This window comes from Sphingomonas populi, from assembly GCF_004208535.1.
GTDB classification, from domain to species: Bacteria; Pseudomonadota; Alphaproteobacteria; order Sphingomonadales; family Sphingomonadaceae; genus Sphingomonas; species Sphingomonas populi.
Genome location: NZ_SGIS01000033.1, coordinates 42,649 through 57,930, shown reverse-complemented (window position 1 = coordinate 57,930; position 15,282 = coordinate 42,649). Strand labels below are relative to the sequence as shown.

General features: G+C 65.2%; 13 protein-coding genes, 1 tRNA gene and 1 pseudogene. 5 read left to right on the top strand and 10 right to left on the bottom strand.

The genetic code is table 11. The annotated features are described in order from the left end of the window. Positions 1-12: 12 nt before the first annotated feature. Entirely contained in the window at positions 13-1,509 is a 1,497-nt protein-coding gene (gene istA, locus EWE75_RS18350) for an IS21 family transposase (RefSeq protein ID WP_165388442.1), read from the bottom strand. A gap of 126 nt (positions 1,510-1,635) precedes the next feature. On the opposite strand from istA, the gene tnpB reads away from it, so the two are divergent. Then, the gene (gene tnpB / locus EWE75_RS26295; RefSeq protein ID WP_130159552.1) at positions 1,636-2,112 is read left to right on the top strand and encodes an IS66 family insertion sequence element accessory protein TnpB; all 477 of its coding nucleotides are present in this window, start codon (positions 1,636-1,638) and stop codon (positions 2,110-2,112) included. Here tnpB and EWE75_RS18340 read toward each other — a convergent pair. The 5 genes and pseudogenes from EWE75_RS18340 to dapB form a co-directional block, all read right to left on the bottom strand. Then, positions 2,108-2,541: pseudogene (locus tag EWE75_RS18340) on the bottom strand (transposase); the annotation flags it as partial. The gene tnpB and the pseudogene EWE75_RS18340 sit on opposite strands and share 5 nt — an antisense overlap. Positions 2,542-2,659: 118 nt before the next feature. Beyond that, on the bottom strand, positions 2,660-3,826 hold the full coding sequence (locus EWE75_RS18335) for a nucleotide sugar dehydrogenase (RefSeq protein ID WP_130159560.1): 1,167 nt from the start codon (positions 3,824-3,826) through the stop codon (positions 2,660-2,662). A gap of 496 nt (positions 3,827-4,322) precedes the next feature. Further along, positions 4,323-4,399 (bottom strand) — tRNA-Arg (locus tag EWE75_RS18330). Positions 4,400-4,448: 49 nt separating this feature from the next. Further along, a complete protein-coding gene (gene nth / locus EWE75_RS18325; protein WP_130159551.1) occupies positions 4,449-5,108 on the bottom strand; it encodes an endonuclease III in 660 nt (219 codons plus the stop codon). An 11-nt stretch (positions 5,109-5,119) separates the two neighbouring features. Further along, positions 5,120-5,857, bottom strand: a complete 738-nt coding sequence (gene dapB, locus EWE75_RS18320) for a 4-hydroxy-tetrahydrodipicolinate reductase (protein WP_130159550.1) — start codon at positions 5,855-5,857, stop codon at positions 5,120-5,122. Between the two features lie 126 nt (positions 5,858-5,983). Between dapB and EWE75_RS18315 the strand changes: the two genes are divergently transcribed. After that, positions 5,984-6,682, top strand: coding sequence for an NAD-dependent deacylase (locus EWE75_RS18315; RefSeq protein WP_130159559.1), 699 nt, complete (start codon positions 5,984-5,986; stop codon positions 6,680-6,682). Positions 6,683-6,693: 11 nt separating this feature from the next. Continuing rightward, positions 6,694-7,230 carry a peroxiredoxin gene (locus EWE75_RS18310; RefSeq protein WP_130159549.1) on the top strand — a complete coding sequence of 179 codons (537 nt, stop codon included), beginning with the start codon at positions 6,694-6,696 and terminating at the stop codon, positions 7,228-7,230. A 208-nt stretch (positions 7,231-7,438) separates the two neighbouring features. Here EWE75_RS18310 and EWE75_RS18305 read toward each other — a convergent pair whose 3' ends face one another. Genes EWE75_RS18305 through EWE75_RS18295 form a run of 3 tightly spaced genes read right to left on the bottom strand, consistent with a single transcriptional unit; the run spans position 7,439 to position 9,573 of the window. Further along, positions 7,439-8,344 carry a bifunctional helix-turn-helix transcriptional regulator/GNAT family N-acetyltransferase gene (locus tag EWE75_RS18305; RefSeq protein ID WP_130159548.1) on the bottom strand — a complete coding sequence of 302 codons (906 nt, stop codon included), beginning with the start codon at positions 8,342-8,344 and terminating at the stop codon, positions 7,439-7,441. A gap of 30 nt (positions 8,345-8,374) precedes the next feature. Further along, positions 8,375-9,043, bottom strand: coding sequence for an HAD hydrolase-like protein (locus tag EWE75_RS18300; RefSeq protein WP_130159558.1), 669 nt, complete (start codon positions 9,041-9,043; stop codon positions 8,375-8,377). 5 nt (positions 9,044-9,048) lie between these two features. Continuing rightward, on the bottom strand, positions 9,049-9,573 hold the full coding sequence (locus tag EWE75_RS18295) for an EF-hand domain-containing protein (protein WP_130159547.1): 525 nt from the start codon (positions 9,571-9,573) through the stop codon (positions 9,049-9,051). A 223-nt stretch (positions 9,574-9,796) separates the two neighbouring features. Between EWE75_RS18295 and EWE75_RS18290 the strand changes: the two genes are divergently transcribed. Both EWE75_RS18290 and EWE75_RS18285 read left to right on the top strand, forming a co-directional pair. Next, entirely contained in the window at positions 9,797-12,202 is a 2,406-nt protein-coding gene (locus EWE75_RS18290; protein WP_130159546.1) for a TonB-dependent receptor, read from the top strand. 23 nt (positions 12,203-12,225) lie between these two features. Then, the gene (locus EWE75_RS18285) at positions 12,226-13,101 is read left to right on the top strand and encodes a tyrosine-protein phosphatase (protein ID WP_231708441.1); all 876 of its coding nucleotides are present in this window, start codon (positions 12,226-12,228) and stop codon (positions 13,099-13,101) included. 45 nt (positions 13,102-13,146) lie between these two features. Here the strand turns inward: EWE75_RS18285 and EWE75_RS18280 are convergent, their stop codons facing one another. Next, positions 13,147-15,237: a right-handed parallel beta-helix repeat-containing protein gene (locus EWE75_RS18280; protein ID WP_206364807.1), complete on the bottom strand. Its 2,091-nt coding sequence runs from the start codon at positions 15,235-15,237 to the stop codon at positions 13,147-13,149. Positions 15,238-15,282: the final 45 nt, after the last annotated feature.

Genomic DNA, 15,282 nt, shown 5'->3' with positions numbered 1-15,282 from the left:
GCGCCGCGACAATCAACTTCCAACATAACGCTTGCCAGCGACAATCAGGCGGAACACACTAGCAACAACGCGGTCACGGATTCCGATCCTGATTGACGCAAGCTCCGATCCTGATTGTCGCGCGATACGCAGCGCCGCAGCATCCAGGCGCGCAGCGCCATAAGCTCGCGCCAGCCGCAAGATTCCCAGGCACGACCGATACCCCTGCTCGGGATGCGGGCGATCCTGGAGGATCATCTCGCACAGCAGTTTCACCGAAGGGCCAAGTCCCGCCGCCTCCGCGACGATCCGCTCGATCGTCCAGTCGGCGTAGCGCCGGTGGCTTGAGGGCATGTGATCGTTGATCGTGGTGTGGCGGCCATTGCCGGAGCCGCGCATGTGCGCCGCGATCCGTTCGCCGGCAGCGAAGATCTCGATGGTTCGCGCCGTCAGCCGCACCTCGACCGCCGCGCGGGCGTGGCGATAGGGCACCGAGTAGAAGTGCTTCTCGACCTCGACATGATAATCGAGCCCGACCCGGGCACGGCGCCACTGCGCCAGAACATAGGCCCTCGCCGGCAGCGGCTTCAGGTGTGGCGCGTCGATCTCTTCGAACAGCTGGCGGCGCGTCCGCCCGAACCGGCGCAACACACGCTCGTCATTGAGGCGCGCGAGCAGGTCGACGATCGCGGCATTGAGTTCGCCCAGCCCATACCAGACCCGGTTGCGAAGCCGCCCCAGCAACCACCGCTCGACGATGCCGACGCAGGCCTCGACCTTTGCTTTATCGCGCGGGCGATACGGCCGCGCCGGCAGCACGGCGGTGTCGTAATGCGCAGCGAGCTCGGCATAGCTGCGGTTGACCTGCGGATCGTACAGGCACGCCTTGATCACCGCGACTTTGGCGTTGTCAGGCACCAGCAGGCGAGCGGCACCGCCGAAGAACGCGAACGCCCGCACGTGCGCGTCGCTCCAGTCCTGCAGCGTCTCGCTCCACGTGGCGAACGCGAACGACAAGCTCGATGCCGCCATCACCGCCACGAAGATGTGCGCATCGCGGATTTCCCCGGTCAGCCGGTCCACCACCACCGGCACCGTGTCGCCGGCGTAATCGACGAACAGCCGGTCGCCGCCGACGTGGTTCTGCCGCATCGTCACCGGCAGCCGGGCTTCCCAGCCGCGATACAGTTCGCAGAACCGGCTGTAGCGATAGCCGTCCGGATGAAGCTCGATATACTCGTCCCAAAGCACCTGCAGCGTAACGTGCTTGCGCTTGAGCTCACGGTTCACCGCCGCCCAGTCAGGCTCCGCGCGCCGTCGATGACCCTGCGACCCCGCCGGACCATATAGACGGCTCTCCAGCGCCGTATCGTTCAGCGCCGTTGGCAGCGGCCATTCCATGCCGGACGCCTCGAACCGACGCACCGTCTCCCGCACCGTCGAGGCCGCCACGCCAAGCTGGCGGGCAACCGCGCGGGCCGGCATGTCCGCGTCACGGATCAGCCTCAATATCTCGCGTACACGACGCATGCTCAGTCTCTCCGTCGGCATCGGACCTCCCCAAAAGGAGCGATCCTCGACGACCGAAACTGACCTTCCAAACACCGCACCGGGTGGGCGGCATCATTCCGGAATGATGGGCGGCATCAAATCGGAATGCCGGGCGACATCATCTCGGAATGCCGGGCGCGATCACCCCGGAATCCGCAATCTGACGATCTGCATCCCGGCGAGCGTGAGTGCCGATCATATCGAGCGCGTGTTCCTGGCGGCGCGAATGCTGTCGTGATCATCCCACCTGGGCCGTTGAAGGTGATGGTCGCGACGAAGCCCGTCGACTTCCGCAAGGGTGCGATCGGTCTTGCCGCACTGGTCGAGCACGAGTTGGCCAGCAAACCCTTCTCGGGCGTCGCATGGGTGTTCCGCTCGAAGCGGGCGAACCGGATCAAACTGCTGGTCTGGGACGGCAGCGGCCTAGTGCTCGCCTCGCCTATGTGCTCGCCATTATCGTGCTCCGCAACGATGAAGATCCGATCGATGACCTGCTGCCCTATAACTGGGTCGACAGCCGCATCGCCGCCGCAGATCCCGAGATCGCCAAAGCCGCATGAGGCCCCCGTGTGGGTGTCTTAGCGCTTACGATCTCCCGCATGGCTTCGCGGATGGCTCCATGGTCCGGCGGGCGTTCGCGCCGGACCGTTTTGGGATCGACACCGATTAGGACGCAGGCCCGGCGCTGGGAGATGGCATAGCCTTCCAGCACCTTGAGCACCGCGTCTCGCCGCAAACCCGGTGTCGTCAGACTTTTCCCAACAAATCCTTGAGGATCACATTGTCGAGCATACTGTCGGCCAGCAACCGCTTGAGCTTGCCATTCTCGTCCTCAAGCTGGCGGAGCCGGCGGGCATCGGACACTTCCATCCCACCGTACTTGCCCTTCAGCTTGTAAAACGTCGCCGTGCTCAATCCGTGCTTCCGGCAAATCTCGACCGTTGGCAGCCCGGACTCCTGCTCCTTGATCATCCCGATGATCTGCGCCTCGGTAAAACGGCTCTTCCTCATATGCCTGCTCCTTCTCGTGGACAGACTCTACATCAGAATGAGGGACCTTTCGGGGGGCAGGTCATGCGGCATGCCGCCGCCCGACAGTCCCCCTCCTCGAAGCCGTTGGTTCGTACCTTCAGTCCGAACCGAACAGATCGCGTGTGAAAATCTTCTCCCGTACATCCAAAATCTCAGCTGTTATGCGATTGGCGATGATGACGTCGCATTCCTGCTTGAAAGTATCGAGATCGCTGATGACCTTCGAGCCGAAAAATTCTGTTTCGTGCATCGCCGGCTCATAAATGACGAGTTCAATCCCCTTCGCCTTGATCCGCTTCATGATGCCCTGGATCGACGACTGGCGAAAATTGTCCGACCCCGCCTTCATAACGAGACGAAACACACCGACCTTGGCGGGCTTCCTCGCCATGATCTGATCCGCCAGGAAATCCTTGCGCGTGCGGTTGGCATCGACAATCGCGCGAATCAGATTTTGCGGCACTTCCGAATAATTGGCCAGAAGCTGTTTGGTGTCCTTTGGCAAGCAATATCCGCCGTAGCCAAAGCTGGGATTGTTGTAATGCCCGCCGATGCGCGGATCGAGACCGATGCCGTCGATGATCTGCCGCGTATCCATGCCACCAGCGATCGCGTAGCTGTCGAGTTCATTGAAGAAAGCGACGCGCATTGCGAGATAGGTGTTAGCGAACAGCTTGATTGCTTCGGCCTCATTCGCATCGGTGAAGAGGATTTCGACGTCCTTCTTCTCAGCGCCTTGAAGCAGCAGGTCGGCGAACACCCTCGCCCGCTCGGAACGCTCACCGACGATGATACGCGAGGGATGGAGATTGTCGTGAAGCGCACTGCCCTCGCGCAGAAACTCCGGGCTAAAGATCACTTGGGAGGTGTTGAAGCGCGCTCGCACGTCGTTAACGAAGCCAACGGGGATCGTCGATTTGATCACGATCGTCGCATCGGGATTCGCCGCGATCGCGGTGCGGATCACGGCCTCAACCGAAGAGGTGTCGAACTTGTTGGTCTCTACATCATAATTGGTCGGCGTGGCGACAATAACGTAGTCAGCACCGGCAAGCGCCTCGTTGGCATCGAGCGTCGCAGTAAGATCGAGCGGCTTCGTGGCGAGAAACGCCTTCAACTCCGCATCGACGATTGGCGACTTGCGAGCATTGAGCATCTCGACACGATCGACTGAGATATCAACCGCTGCTACCACGTTGTGCTGCGCGAGCAGCACCGCGTTGGAAAGACCGACATAGCCAAGACCAAAAACCGCAATTTTCATGCCTGCGTCACCATCCGCGCGCGCTCGTCGATATGCCACCGTGATGCCCACTCAAGCAAACGCTCGCTTCCGTACACAATCATGCACACTCCCAAAGTCGCCCATCAGCCATCCAACATCGTCGCCGACCACGCCAACGCGTTTATGCTGCACCTGCACAAAGCGCGTATGGGAGATTCTCTTATTAGATCAGAGGCAAGTTCGGCCACGCCGATTCCAGCTCTCAAGAGCCAGGATTCGCATCTCACGCGAAGTGTGAGAAAAGTGAGGGCTAAATGATCGAGGCCGAGCATATTTCGTTGTTACATCAAATTATACGGTGGAATGATTCCACCCGCGAGTTCGTATCCGATTTGTGGGCGGGGGCAAACCGCGCGTGAGATGCGCCCGACGAATCACCTCCAGCGCAGGCTCGTTTAATTGCATTTCGTCCAACTATGTTTTCCGTACATTTTCCGTACGGCCATCGCGGCATTCTGCTAAGTGATTGAAAAGATGGTGCACCCGACTGGATTCGAACCAGTGGCCTCTGCCTTCGGAGGGCAGCGCTCTATCCAGCTGAGCTACGGGTGCCTGGGGGCAAGCGCGTAGCAAAGCGCGGGCGCTTGCGCCAGTCGTTTTGTCAGGCGGCGTTCGCGCGTGAGGGCGGTGCGGGCGTCTTGGGTTTGTAGGCGCACAGATCGGCGACGATGCAGCGCCAGCATTCGGGCTTTCGCGCCTTGCAGACGTAGCGGCCGTGCAGGATCAGCCAGTGGTGCGCGTGGAGGCGGAACGGCGCGGGCGTCGCCTTGTCGAGCTTGAGTTCCACCGCGAGCGGGGTCTTGCCGCGCGCGAGGCCGGTGCGGTTGCCGACGCGGAAGATGTGCGTGTCGACCGCGAAGGTCTCTGCGCCGAACGCGACGTTCATCACCACATTGGCGGTCTTGCGGCCGACGCCGGGCAATGTTTCCAGCGCGTCACGGTCGGCGGGGACTTCGCCGCCGAAATCGGCGATCAGCTTCTCCGACAGCGCGATCACGTTCTTGGCCTTGGTGTTGAACAGCCCGATCGTCTTGATGTGCTGCTTCAGCCCCGCTTCGCCGAGCGCGACCATCTGTTCGGGGGTCTTCACCTCCTCGAACAGCGCGCGCGTCGCCTTGTTGACGCCGATATCGGTTGCCTGTGCGGACAGCGCCACCGCGACGACGAGCTGAAACGGATTGCCCGCTTTGAGTTCGGTTTCGGGGTGCGGATTGTCGGCGGCGAGTCGCGCGTAGAACTCGATGACGTCGGACTTCTTCAAACGCCCAATCCTCAGACTCCCAACACTTCCGCCATCGTGTAGCTGCCGGCGGGCTTGCCCGCGAGCCACAGCGCCGCCGTCACCGCGCCGCGCGCGAAGATCGCGCGGTTTTCGGCGCGGTGGCCGATCTCGACGCGCTCGCCCTCGCCCGCGAACACGACCATGTGATCGCCCGCGACCGAGCCGCCGCGTAAAGACGCCATGCCGATCGTCCCCTCGGAGCGCGCCCCGGTCAGCCCGGCGCGGTCGGTCACCTTGGCGTCGGACAAAGCAATCCCACGCCCCGCCGCCGCCGCCTCGGCGAGCAGCAGCGCGGTGCCGGAAGGCGCATCGACTTTATGGCGGTGATGCATCTCGACGATCTCGATGTCCCAATCGCTGCCGAGCCGTCCGGCCGCCTCGCGCACCAGCTTGGCGAGCAAGGTGACGCCGAGCGAGACGTTGCCGGTCTGGAGTACCGCGATCTCGCTGGCGGCTTCCTTGACGAAGGCGTGATGCGCGGCGCTGAGGCCGGTCGTGCCGATCAGGATCGGCGTACCGGCGGTGCGCGCGGCGGCGAGATTGGCGGCGAGCGCGGAGGGTGAGGAGAAATCGACCAGCACGTCGGCGCGCTCGGCCAATGCGGCGAGCGCGGCGCGATCGGCGCCGGCGTCGATACCGCCGGCGATGGTGCCGCCGAGATCGGGCACCGCCGCCGCGATGGCCTGGCCCATCTTGCCAGCACTTCCCAAGATGCCGATCGCCGTCATGCCCGAATCCCGCTTGTCTGGTGTCGCGGCGCGCATGACAGAAAGCGCGCGACGGGGACAGGGGCAATGCGCTTTTCCGGCGAGCCCCCTCGCCTTGCGGTGCGCAGGCGGGCTATCGTGCGCGCCATGTCCGACATGCGCAACATCGTCATCCTCACCGGCGCCGGCGTTTCCGCCGAGAGCGGGCTTGCCACGTTTCGCGGGCCGGGTGGATTGTGGGAGGGGCACCGCGTCGAGGATGTCTGTACCCCCGAGGCGCTCGCGCATGATCCCGAACTGGTCCACCGCTTCTACGATGCGCGGCGGGCGGCGCTTGCGACGGTCGTGCCCAATGCCGCGCATGTCGCGCTGGCGCGGCTCGATGCCGAATGGCTGGGCGACCTGTTGATCGTCACGCAGAATGTCGATGATCTGCACGAGCGCGCCGGGGCGACCCGGATGCTGCATATGCACGGCGAGCTGCGGTCGGCGCTGTGCGCGTTGTGCGGGGTACGGACCGAGTGGAGCGACGACCTGCCGCCGGGCGAGCCTTGCCCGAACTGCGATGCGCCCGCGCTCCGGCCAGACATCGTCTTTTTCGGCGAGATGCCGTACCAGATGGAGCGGATCGAACAGGCGCTGGCGAGCGCCGACCTGTTCGTGTCGATCGGCACCTCGGGCGCGGTCTATCCGGCGGCGGGGTTCGTGCGGGGCGCCACCGCCTACGGCGCTGATACGCTCGAACTCAATCTGGAAGCTTCGGCCGGGAGTGCCTATTTCGCCGCGACACGGCTCGGCCCGGCGAGTAAGCTGGTGCCCGAATGGGTCGATGCGATGCTGGCCTGAAGGAGATATCGATGCTTGGACGGACTATTCCCGACGTCACGCTGAAGACGCGCGTGCGCGACGAGAGCGTCGGCGGCCCCAACCCGTTCCGCTGGCAGGATGTCGCCACCGGCGAATTGTTCGCGGGCAAGCGGCTGGTGGTGTTCAGCCTGCCGGGCGCGTTCACCCCGACCTGCTCGACCGAGCAATGCCCGGCGTTCGAGCGCGATTACGATGCGTTGAAGGCGCATGGCGTGGACGAGGTCTATTGCATCTCGGTCAACGACGCGTTCGTGATGTACCAATGGGGCCGCCACCTCGGCGTGGAGAAGGTGAAGCTGCTGCCCGACGGCTCGGGCGATTTCACGCGGCGGATGGGCATGCTGATCCGCAAGGACCATCTCGGCTTCGGCGAGCGGAGCTGGCGTTACGCGATGGTGGTCGATGACCGTGAGATCGTCGGCTGGTTCGAGGAGCCGGGCATCAACGACGACGGGCTGGACGAAGATCCGTATGGCGAGAGCGCGCCGGACAAGGTGATCGCGTGGCTGGAGGCCAATCCGAAGTAAGGGCGGGCGTTTCGTTCCTTGCCTCAGCGAAGGCTAAACCTGCGCAAAGACCTTCTTGTTCTCCCGCGCACGCGGGAGTCCTGAGAGTCCCAAGAGCCGTGGATCGGTGTTTTGCTTGGCTCTGGATTCCCGCTTTCGCGGGAAAACCGGAAAGAATGCGCCTTTGAGGACTTGCGTAGAGGTCATCTGAAGGATGGCGACGGCGCGGCTATAGCGCCAGTTCCCACGTCTCGCCTTCAACGGGTTCGCCGAAATCGGTGTGGGTCGCGGTCGCTGTGATGCGGAAGCCGTGCGCGGCGTAGATGCGGCGCGCGCTGTCTAGGATCGTGTGCGTCCACAGCGTCATCCGTGTATAGCCGGTCTCGCGCGCGAAGGCGATGCAGCGGCTGACGAGATCGTTGGCGATGCCGAGGCCGCGTGCGTGCGGTTCGACATAGAGCAGGCGCAGCTTGGCGACGCCCCCGCCCCCATCGGTCGCGAAGATCGAGCCCGCGATCGTGCCGCCGCATTCGGCGATCCAGCAGCGTTCGCGGGCCGGATCGAAGCTGCGCAGGAACGCTGCCGTCACCTCGCCGAGCAGCGCTTCCATCGGCGCGCCCCAGCCGAACTGTTCGGCGTAAAGGATCGCCTGACGCGCGGTGACCATGCCCATGTCGCCGGGGCGGTGCGTGCGGATCGTGTAACCCGCGCGCGCTTCGCCGGAGAGCAGGCCGCGCGCGGTGTCGAGCGCGCCGACCAGCGCGCGCCGGTCGGCGCCTCCGAGCGGCTTGAGGCGAGTCTCCAGCACCGCGCGCTGGCGCGTGTCGAGATCGGCGAGCAGCGCCTGCCCTGCGTCGCTCAGCGCGACCGGGCGCTGGCGCGCGTCGCTGCCCCGCCCCCGCACGATCCAGCCTTCCGCCGCGAAACGGCGCAGCAAGCGACTCGCATAGCCGGGATCGAGCGCGAGGAAGTTTTGCAACTCGACCGCGAGCGCTTCGCCGCGCGTGCCGATCTCGTAGAGCAGCCGCGCCTCGGTCAGCGACAGCGGCGTGCCGAGATAGTGCGCGTCTAGGCCGACGACGAACTGAGTGTGGAAGCGGTTGAAGGCGCGCAGCGCGAGCAAGGTCTCGTCCATGCCGCGATCCTGCCGTAAAACTTGACGGAGTCAACTATTCGCGTGGACGCCGAAGAACTCGTCAAGCACTTCGCACGGGCGTTCGAACACCATGTCGGGTTCGCAGCGCAGCAGCACCTCGCGGTTGGCATAGCCCCACAGCACCGCGCCCGCCGCGATGCCGACTTTGCGCGCGGCGGCGATGTCGCGGGTTTCGTCGCCGATCGACAGCGTCGCCTCGCGCGCGATCCGCATCCGGCGCAGCACCTTGCGGTAGCGCGGCGCCTTGCCGAACAGCGACGCGCCGCATTCGAACATCTCGATGCGGTTGGCGAGCGACCCCAGCACGGCGCGGGCGTTGTGTTCCGAATTGGAGGTGACGACCGCGATCCGCACGCCTGCGTCGGCGAGCGTGTGGATCACGTCTTTAACGCCGTCGAACAGTGCGATCCGGTCGATCTGCTCGGCCAGCCGGGCATGGACGTAGCGGCCCATCGCCGGCAGCTTCCAGCGCGGAATGCCAAGGTGGCGGATCACCTCGCGCGTGGTGCGGCCGCGCAGCGATTCGACCTCGCCGGGCGCGACGCGGCGGAACTTGAAGCGATCGGCGAGTTCGTCGGCGATCGACAGGAACCAGTCGCCGCTGTCGGCGAGCGTGCCGTCGAAATCGAAGATCGCGAGTGCATAGCGCGCAGGCCGTGGGCCGGTCGGGTCGAGCATCTGGGTCACGGTGCCTCCGGCCCGCCGCGCGTCTTGCCGCGCTTGCCGGGCGGGCGGTCGCCGCTGCCGACGCCGCTGCGGATCGTCAGCAGCTCGGCGCGGGTGAGGTTACCATCATGGTCGCGGTCGAGCCGGGTGAAGATCGCGGCGAACCGCGCCTGCAATTCAGCGGGCGTGATGCGGTTGTCGCCATCGCTATCGACTTCGAACGGACTGGGCAGCGCGTTGGCGTCGCCCAGCCATGTCCGCGCCCAATCGCCATAATCGATATAGCCGATCGATCCCTTGTGGCCGGTGTCCGCGCTCGCGAAGCTGTGCGCCACGCAGGCCGTGAGTTCCGCGCGGCTGACGATCGCGTCGCCGTTCGCGTCGCACGCGGCGATCATCATCGCGGCCGGTTCGGCGACGATCGTGGCGAGCGGCTGGCCCGGTGCCGGGGTGCCGGTTGCGGGTGCGGGCTGTTGCGCGTTGCCCGCGCAGGTGAGCGCCGACAAAGCTGCAAGAGCGGCAATCCGAACACACGGTCTCATCACGCCTTCCCCCAGACATCAGCCACCAGCGTCGCCGCGGCCACCAAAGCGATAGCCGAAATTGGCGGCGTGGCGATAGGCTTGCCGCGCCGCGCTGAAGGCAGGCGCGAACCGGCGGCGATATTGCTGCACTGCGACACAATATTAAAACCGTGACAGAAACGTCACGGCGGCGAAATACATCACACCCACAGCGCCCCGAACTGATCTGGGGGACTGATCCATGTTGCCGTACTCGTTGTCATCGTCGCGCCGCCTGCTGGCCGCGACCGCACTCTGCCTGAGCCTCGCCGCCACGCCGGCCTTCGCCGAAGAGCCGGCACCCGCCGCGCCCGCACCCGCCGATGCGAGCGACACGCAGGGCCTCACCGATATCGTCGTCACCGCGCAGAAGCGCCCGGAAAGCCTCCAGAAGACGCCGATCTCGATCTCCGTCATCAGCGCGGAAGGGTTGCAGGACCGCCATGTCGTGTCGCTGGTCGATCTCGGCGACGGTGCGATTCCGTCGCTCAAGGTTGCGCCTTTCTATTCGCGCAACTCGGCGCTGATCGTGAACATCCGTGGCGTCGGCGTGCTGTCCGACGGCAACCAGCCAGCACGCGACCAGGGCGTCGGCGTCTATGTCGACGGCGTCTATATGGGCCGCGCGCAGGGCCTCGGCACCGCGTTGTTCGACATCAACAGCATCGAGGTGCTGAAGGGTCCGCAGGGCACGTTGTTCGGCCGCAACACCGAAGGCGGCGCGGTCAACATCACCACCAAGAAGCCGAGCGGCGAGTTCCACGTCAACGCGATCGGCGGCGTCGGCAATTACGGCAGCTACAAGGGCGAGTTGCACGTCGATCTGCCCGAGTTCAACAACATCAGCATCAAGCTCGATGGCGTCACCGCGCATCGCGGTCCGCTGGTGAAGAACCCGCTGCAGGGCGCCTATGGCTTCAATTTCTACGACAAACAGGGCGCGCATGTCGAAGCGCTGTGGCAGCCGACCAGCGATTTCAGCGCGGACTATTCGTATGATGTTTCACGCGACGCATCGACGTCGTTGTACCTGCAACTGGTCGCGCCCGGCACCAACAAGCAGGCGGTGCTCGGCACCGTCCAGTCCAAGCGCGCCAGCGTCGCCAACGTTGGCGTGCCCGAGCAGCCGAGCGTCGGCGACGTCAGCGGCCACCGCCTCACGCTGGAATACAAGATCGCGCCGAGCCTGTTGCTCAAGTCGATCACCGCATACCGCGAACTGACGCAGAGCCAGTATGACAACGGCTCGGCCGCGACGACGATGTCGGTGGCGCTCTCCGCGACGAACCCGACCGGCAATTTCACAAACATCGGCTTCGCCCGCTACAGCCTCGCGCAGTTCCGCCAGAACCAGTTCAGCCAGGAAGTGCAGGCGGTCGGCGATCTGCCGAGCTTCAAATACGTGGTGGGCGCGCTGTATTATCAGGAGCACGTTCAGGACAATGCGCAGGCGTTCAACACCAACACCTTCACCAACGCGGACGGCAGCGCCTATGCGCTTCTGACCGGCCCGAAGTTCCTCGACTATACCCAGCAATCGGTTGACCGCGCCAGCTATGTCCAGACCACCAGCATGGGCGTGTTCGGCCAGGGCACGTACACGCCGCCACTGCTCGACGATGCGATCCATATCACCGGTGGCCTACGCTGGACCCGCGACATCAAGCACGGCAAGCTGCTGACCGTGAACAATCTGCCGCCGGTGGATCGCAACGGCGTGTCGGGCGCGATCCACCTCGACCATAGCTGGTCGCGGATCGATCCGATGGTCAACGTCGCCGTCGATGTCGCGCACGGCGTGATGGTGTACGGCAAGTGGAGCACCGGCTATAAATCGGGCGGCGCCAACTCGCGCTCGCAGAATTATGACCCGTTCAACCCCGAGACCGTCTCAATGTTCGAGATCGGCGCGAAGACCGAGTTCCTCGATCGCCACGCGCGCTTCAACGTGGCCGCCTATGCCGGCAGCTACAAGGATATCCAGGTCGATTTCAGCCGCCCGTATGAGACCGGCGGCGTCCGCACCAACCGCACCACCACCTCAACGATCAACGCACCGGGTACGGGCGGCCTGCACGGCGTCGAGGCCGAACTCACGCTGCTGCCCGTGCGCGGGCTGACGCTGACCGGCTCCTATGCCTATAATTATGTCCGCATCCCGGCGACGGTGAACCCGTATCCGAATGCGGCAGGCGCGATCAGCACGATCGCGGTGCCGATCTACCAGACCTACACCCCCGAGCATTCGGGCAGCGTATCGGCCGATTACGAACTGCCGCTCGATGGCTTCACGGTGCGCGCGCATCTCGACGGCAATTTTGACTCCGGTTTCTACGCCAACGCCAACGATCCGGTGTATCTGGGCGTCGGCGCGGCGGGCAACGTGCCGCAGCCCAAGGGCGAGAAAGCCACCGTGTTCAACGGCAACATCGCGCTCGCCGATATCGAAATGGCCGATACCGGCGCGAAGGTCTCGCTGTCCTTCTGGGTGCGCAACCTGTTTGACGAACAGCACATGTTCTACAAATCGCTCAGCCCGACCAGCGGCGTGAATGGCTTCTTCAACGAACCGCGCACCTTCGGCGGCCAAGTGCAGGTGAAGTTCTGATGATCGCCAGCCAGGGAGCCACGATGATGCGTCTTTCCAACCGCCTGCGGCGTATCGCCGCGCCGATCCTTATCCTGTCGCTGGCGGCAGGCGTGCCGGTGATCGCCCGACCAACTCCTGCAGGGACAGTAGCGCACGAGCGCCTGCTGCCGTTGCAGGGTGGCCGCAACTTTCGCGATCTCGGCGGCTACCGCGCCGCCGATGGCCGCAGCGTGAAATGGGGCGTGCTGTTCCGGTCGGGATCGATGCACGGGCTGACCGAGGCGGACTACCGTTCGCTCGAAGCACGCGGCATCCGCGTGGTGTGCGATTTCCGTGACCGGCGCGAGCGGGCGAACGAGCCGGCCACCTGGCCGGCACCGGGCGCGCCGCGCGTGCTGAGCGACGATTATGATCTCGACATGCACTTCCTGCCCGCCGGCAGCCCGAAGAGCTGGACGCCAGACCAGGTCCGCGCGGCGATGACCAACGCGTATCCGGCGATGCTCGGCCAGTTCAACGGCCAGTATCGCCGCATGTTCGCGGAACTGCTCGCCGGCCACGCCCCGCTCGCGTTCAACTGCTCGGCGGGCAAGGACCGCACCGGCATCGCCGCCGCGCTGCTGCTCACCGCGCTGGGCGTGCCGCGCAAGGACGTGATCGCGGATTATCTGCTCACCAACCGCTATCTCGACGCAAGCGCGCTGACCAAGGGCACGCCGAACCCGGCCAACCCGCTCGCCGGCCTGCCGCCGGAGACCGCCAAGCCGCTGATGGCCGCCGATGCCGCCTATATCGAGGCGGCGCTGGCGGTGGTCGACGCACACAAGGACGGGGCGAAAGGCTATTTCCGTGACGAAATGGGCCTCTCCGCCGCCGACCTGACCAAGCTGCGCAACGCCTATCTCGTGCGCGCATGATGTGAGAGCGCGGGCGGCTTCTCCTTGGGAACGTGAGCCGCCCCGCTAGGATTTCGTTCGCGGATCGATCGTCCACGCCTGTTTCGCGCGGAGATCGGCCAGCGGGCCGGCGACGCGGGTCGGGCCGGTCGCCTTGCCACGGATGTCGCTTTCGACCCCGTCGAGCGCACGCACCCGTGGCAACGGCGGCGCCGCCGCTACGGTGAGCTTGAGCGTGGCGGGATCGAACGCAATCCGCGCCTCCGCCATCAGCGACGTGCGGTCCCAGCCGTGAGCATCCCGCCACGTCGCCAGATCGCTATATTGAACGCGACGCCACGCATCGGGTGCGGACGCCACGGTCTGCGGCTCCGCCAGCACGCCGAGAAACTCTTTCGGCATATCGACGTACACGTTGCCGTCTGACGTATTGTTCGTGCTGAGGAAAACGATTGCCGACTTGCACGCCACGAAGATGTTGTTGGCGACCTGATTGTTATCCGCGATCGGGCGGCGGCGATCGGGGCGGACGATCGTGAAGATGCCGGCATTGTCGCAGCGGCCGATCAAATTCTGCGCGATGACGAGGTTGCTGCTCGCATTGTCGAAGATGCCCGAGCCTGCGCAGCCGCGCTGGCCGGGCGTGCCGGGTTCGGCGTTGCGCACATCCCAGATGATGTTGGTGTCGATCATGTTGCGCGCCGGCGTCATCTCGAAATGGACTGCGGCGCTGACCGTGAGCACGTCGGCGACGACGTTGCGCGTCACGCGGCAATTGACGTTATCGACATCCCACCACGCCGCATTGGCGTGGCGGATGTGGCGGATGACGTTGCGGCGGAACAGCATGTTCTTGGCGCGGTGGAACTTGGCGCCGGCCGCTTCCCAGCCGCGTTCGGCATCGGCCCAGCCGCACCATTCGATCAGATTGTCCTCGATCAGCGCATCGGTGGTGCCCATGCCGCCGATCCCCTCGACGCCGCAGTAGCGGATGGTGTTGCGGCGGACGATGATCGCCGTGCCCGGATGCGGCGCACCGGCGCTGTCGCCATCGCTGCCGATGGCGAGACCGATGCCGTTCGCCCATTCGAAAACATTGTCCTCCAGGATCCAGTGATCACCACCGGCGAGCGACACCATGCCATATTGCGGAAACGGATAGGCATTGCCGACGTGACGGAAGGTGATCCCCTTGACCCGGATGAAGCCGATGCCGCTGTGTGCCGGGATGAAAGCATGCTGGCGGGTGGTGACCTCGATCTCGTGATCGGCGGGCGTGCCCGACGCCAGCCGCACGTACACCGCCGTGCCGGCATGATCGGCCCAGAAACGCGCGGTCGGCGTACCGCCGATCTCCTGCATGATCGGCCCGCCGCGCCGCCGCGCCGGCATTCCGCTCTGCGGCGTCGCCGGGCGGGTGAAGTCCGGCATTGGTGGCAGATCGGCCATCGCCAGCTCGCGGAGCTGCTCCATCGGCTCGAGCGGCTTGCCATCCACGAACACGAGGCCGCGCCGGCGCAGATACGGGCCGAGATCGGCGGTCGCGCCGTCGAGCCAGCCCCATGACCCCATGATACTCGGCAACGCGAACGGATTATAGGCATCGGGGAACAGCGCGCCCGTAAGGTCGTGCCGCCAGACGGTGACGCCCGGCCCGACGGGGCTTCCCGGAAAGGCGAAACCGGGCGCGACCGTCTGCTGCTGCCAGCCATCCTTCAGCACCTCCGACCCGGTGATATGGACCGTCGCGCCCGGTGCGGCTTCGTAGCTGATCATCTCGGTCGGGCTGGTGCCGCCGCGCGGCGGACGGACGCATTCGCGGTAAGTGCCTGCCGCGATGACGACACGCTCGCCGGGCTGGAGGATTTCGGCGGCCTTGCCGATGGTGCGGAACGGCCGGGCCGCGTCGCCGGGGCCGGCATCGTCGGCATTCGGCGCGGTGTTGTCGACGTAATAGGTCCTGGAGAAGGTCAGCGGCTGCTCCCAGCGCGGAAACTGGGTGCCATCCGGCAAGCGCGCGTCGCTTGCAGGGGCATCAGCGGCGCCGACCTGATCCCATGCGCCCGCCCCGAGACCGGCAAGCGCTCCGATCAAGGCCACGCTTTCCAAAAATCCGCGCCGGTCGACGCCAGCCAGCCGCTCCTGTTCTGAACTCACCAATCCTGCTCCTGTTGTTCTGCGTCGGCGTCGGCTGGTGTTCGG

What these genes read in the sequence shown, in the direction of transcription:
- istA (WP_165388442.1), bottom strand. Translation starts at nt 1,509, where the DNA reads ATGCGTCGTGTACGCGAGATATTGAGGCTGATCCGTGACGCGGACATG.
- tnpB (WP_130159552.1), top strand. Translation starts at nt 1,636, where the DNA reads ATGCCGGGCGACATCATCTCGGAATGCCGGGCGCGATCACCCCGGAAT.
- EWE75_RS18335 (WP_130159560.1), bottom strand. Translation starts at nt 3,826, where the DNA reads ATGAAAATTGCGGTTTTTGGTCTTGGCTATGTCGGTCTTTCCAACGCG.
- dapB (WP_130159550.1), bottom strand. Translation starts at nt 5,857, where the DNA reads ATGACGGCGATCGGCATCTTGGGAAGTGCTGGCAAGATGGGCCAGGCC.
- EWE75_RS18315 (WP_130159559.1), top strand. Translation starts at nt 5,984, where the DNA reads ATGTCCGACATGCGCAACATCGTCATCCTCACCGGCGCCGGCGTTTCC.
- EWE75_RS18310 (WP_130159549.1), top strand. Translation starts at nt 6,694, where the DNA reads ATGCTTGGACGGACTATTCCCGACGTCACGCTGAAGACGCGCGTGCGC.
- EWE75_RS18305 (WP_130159548.1), bottom strand. Translation starts at nt 8,344, where the DNA reads ATGGACGAGACCTTGCTCGCGCTGCGCGCCTTCAACCGCTTCCACACT.
- EWE75_RS18300 (WP_130159558.1), bottom strand. Translation starts at nt 9,043, where the DNA reads ATGCTCGACCCGACCGGCCCACGGCCTGCGCGCTATGCACTCGCGATC.
- EWE75_RS18295 (WP_130159547.1), bottom strand. Translation starts at nt 9,573, where the DNA reads ATGAGACCGTGTGTTCGGATTGCCGCTCTTGCAGCTTTGTCGGCGCTC.
- EWE75_RS18290 (WP_130159546.1), top strand. Translation starts at nt 9,797, where the DNA reads ATGTTGCCGTACTCGTTGTCATCGTCGCGCCGCCTGCTGGCCGCGACC.
- EWE75_RS18285 (WP_231708441.1), top strand. Translation starts at nt 12,226, where the DNA reads ATGATGCGTCTTTCCAACCGCCTGCGGCGTATCGCCGCGCCGATCCTT.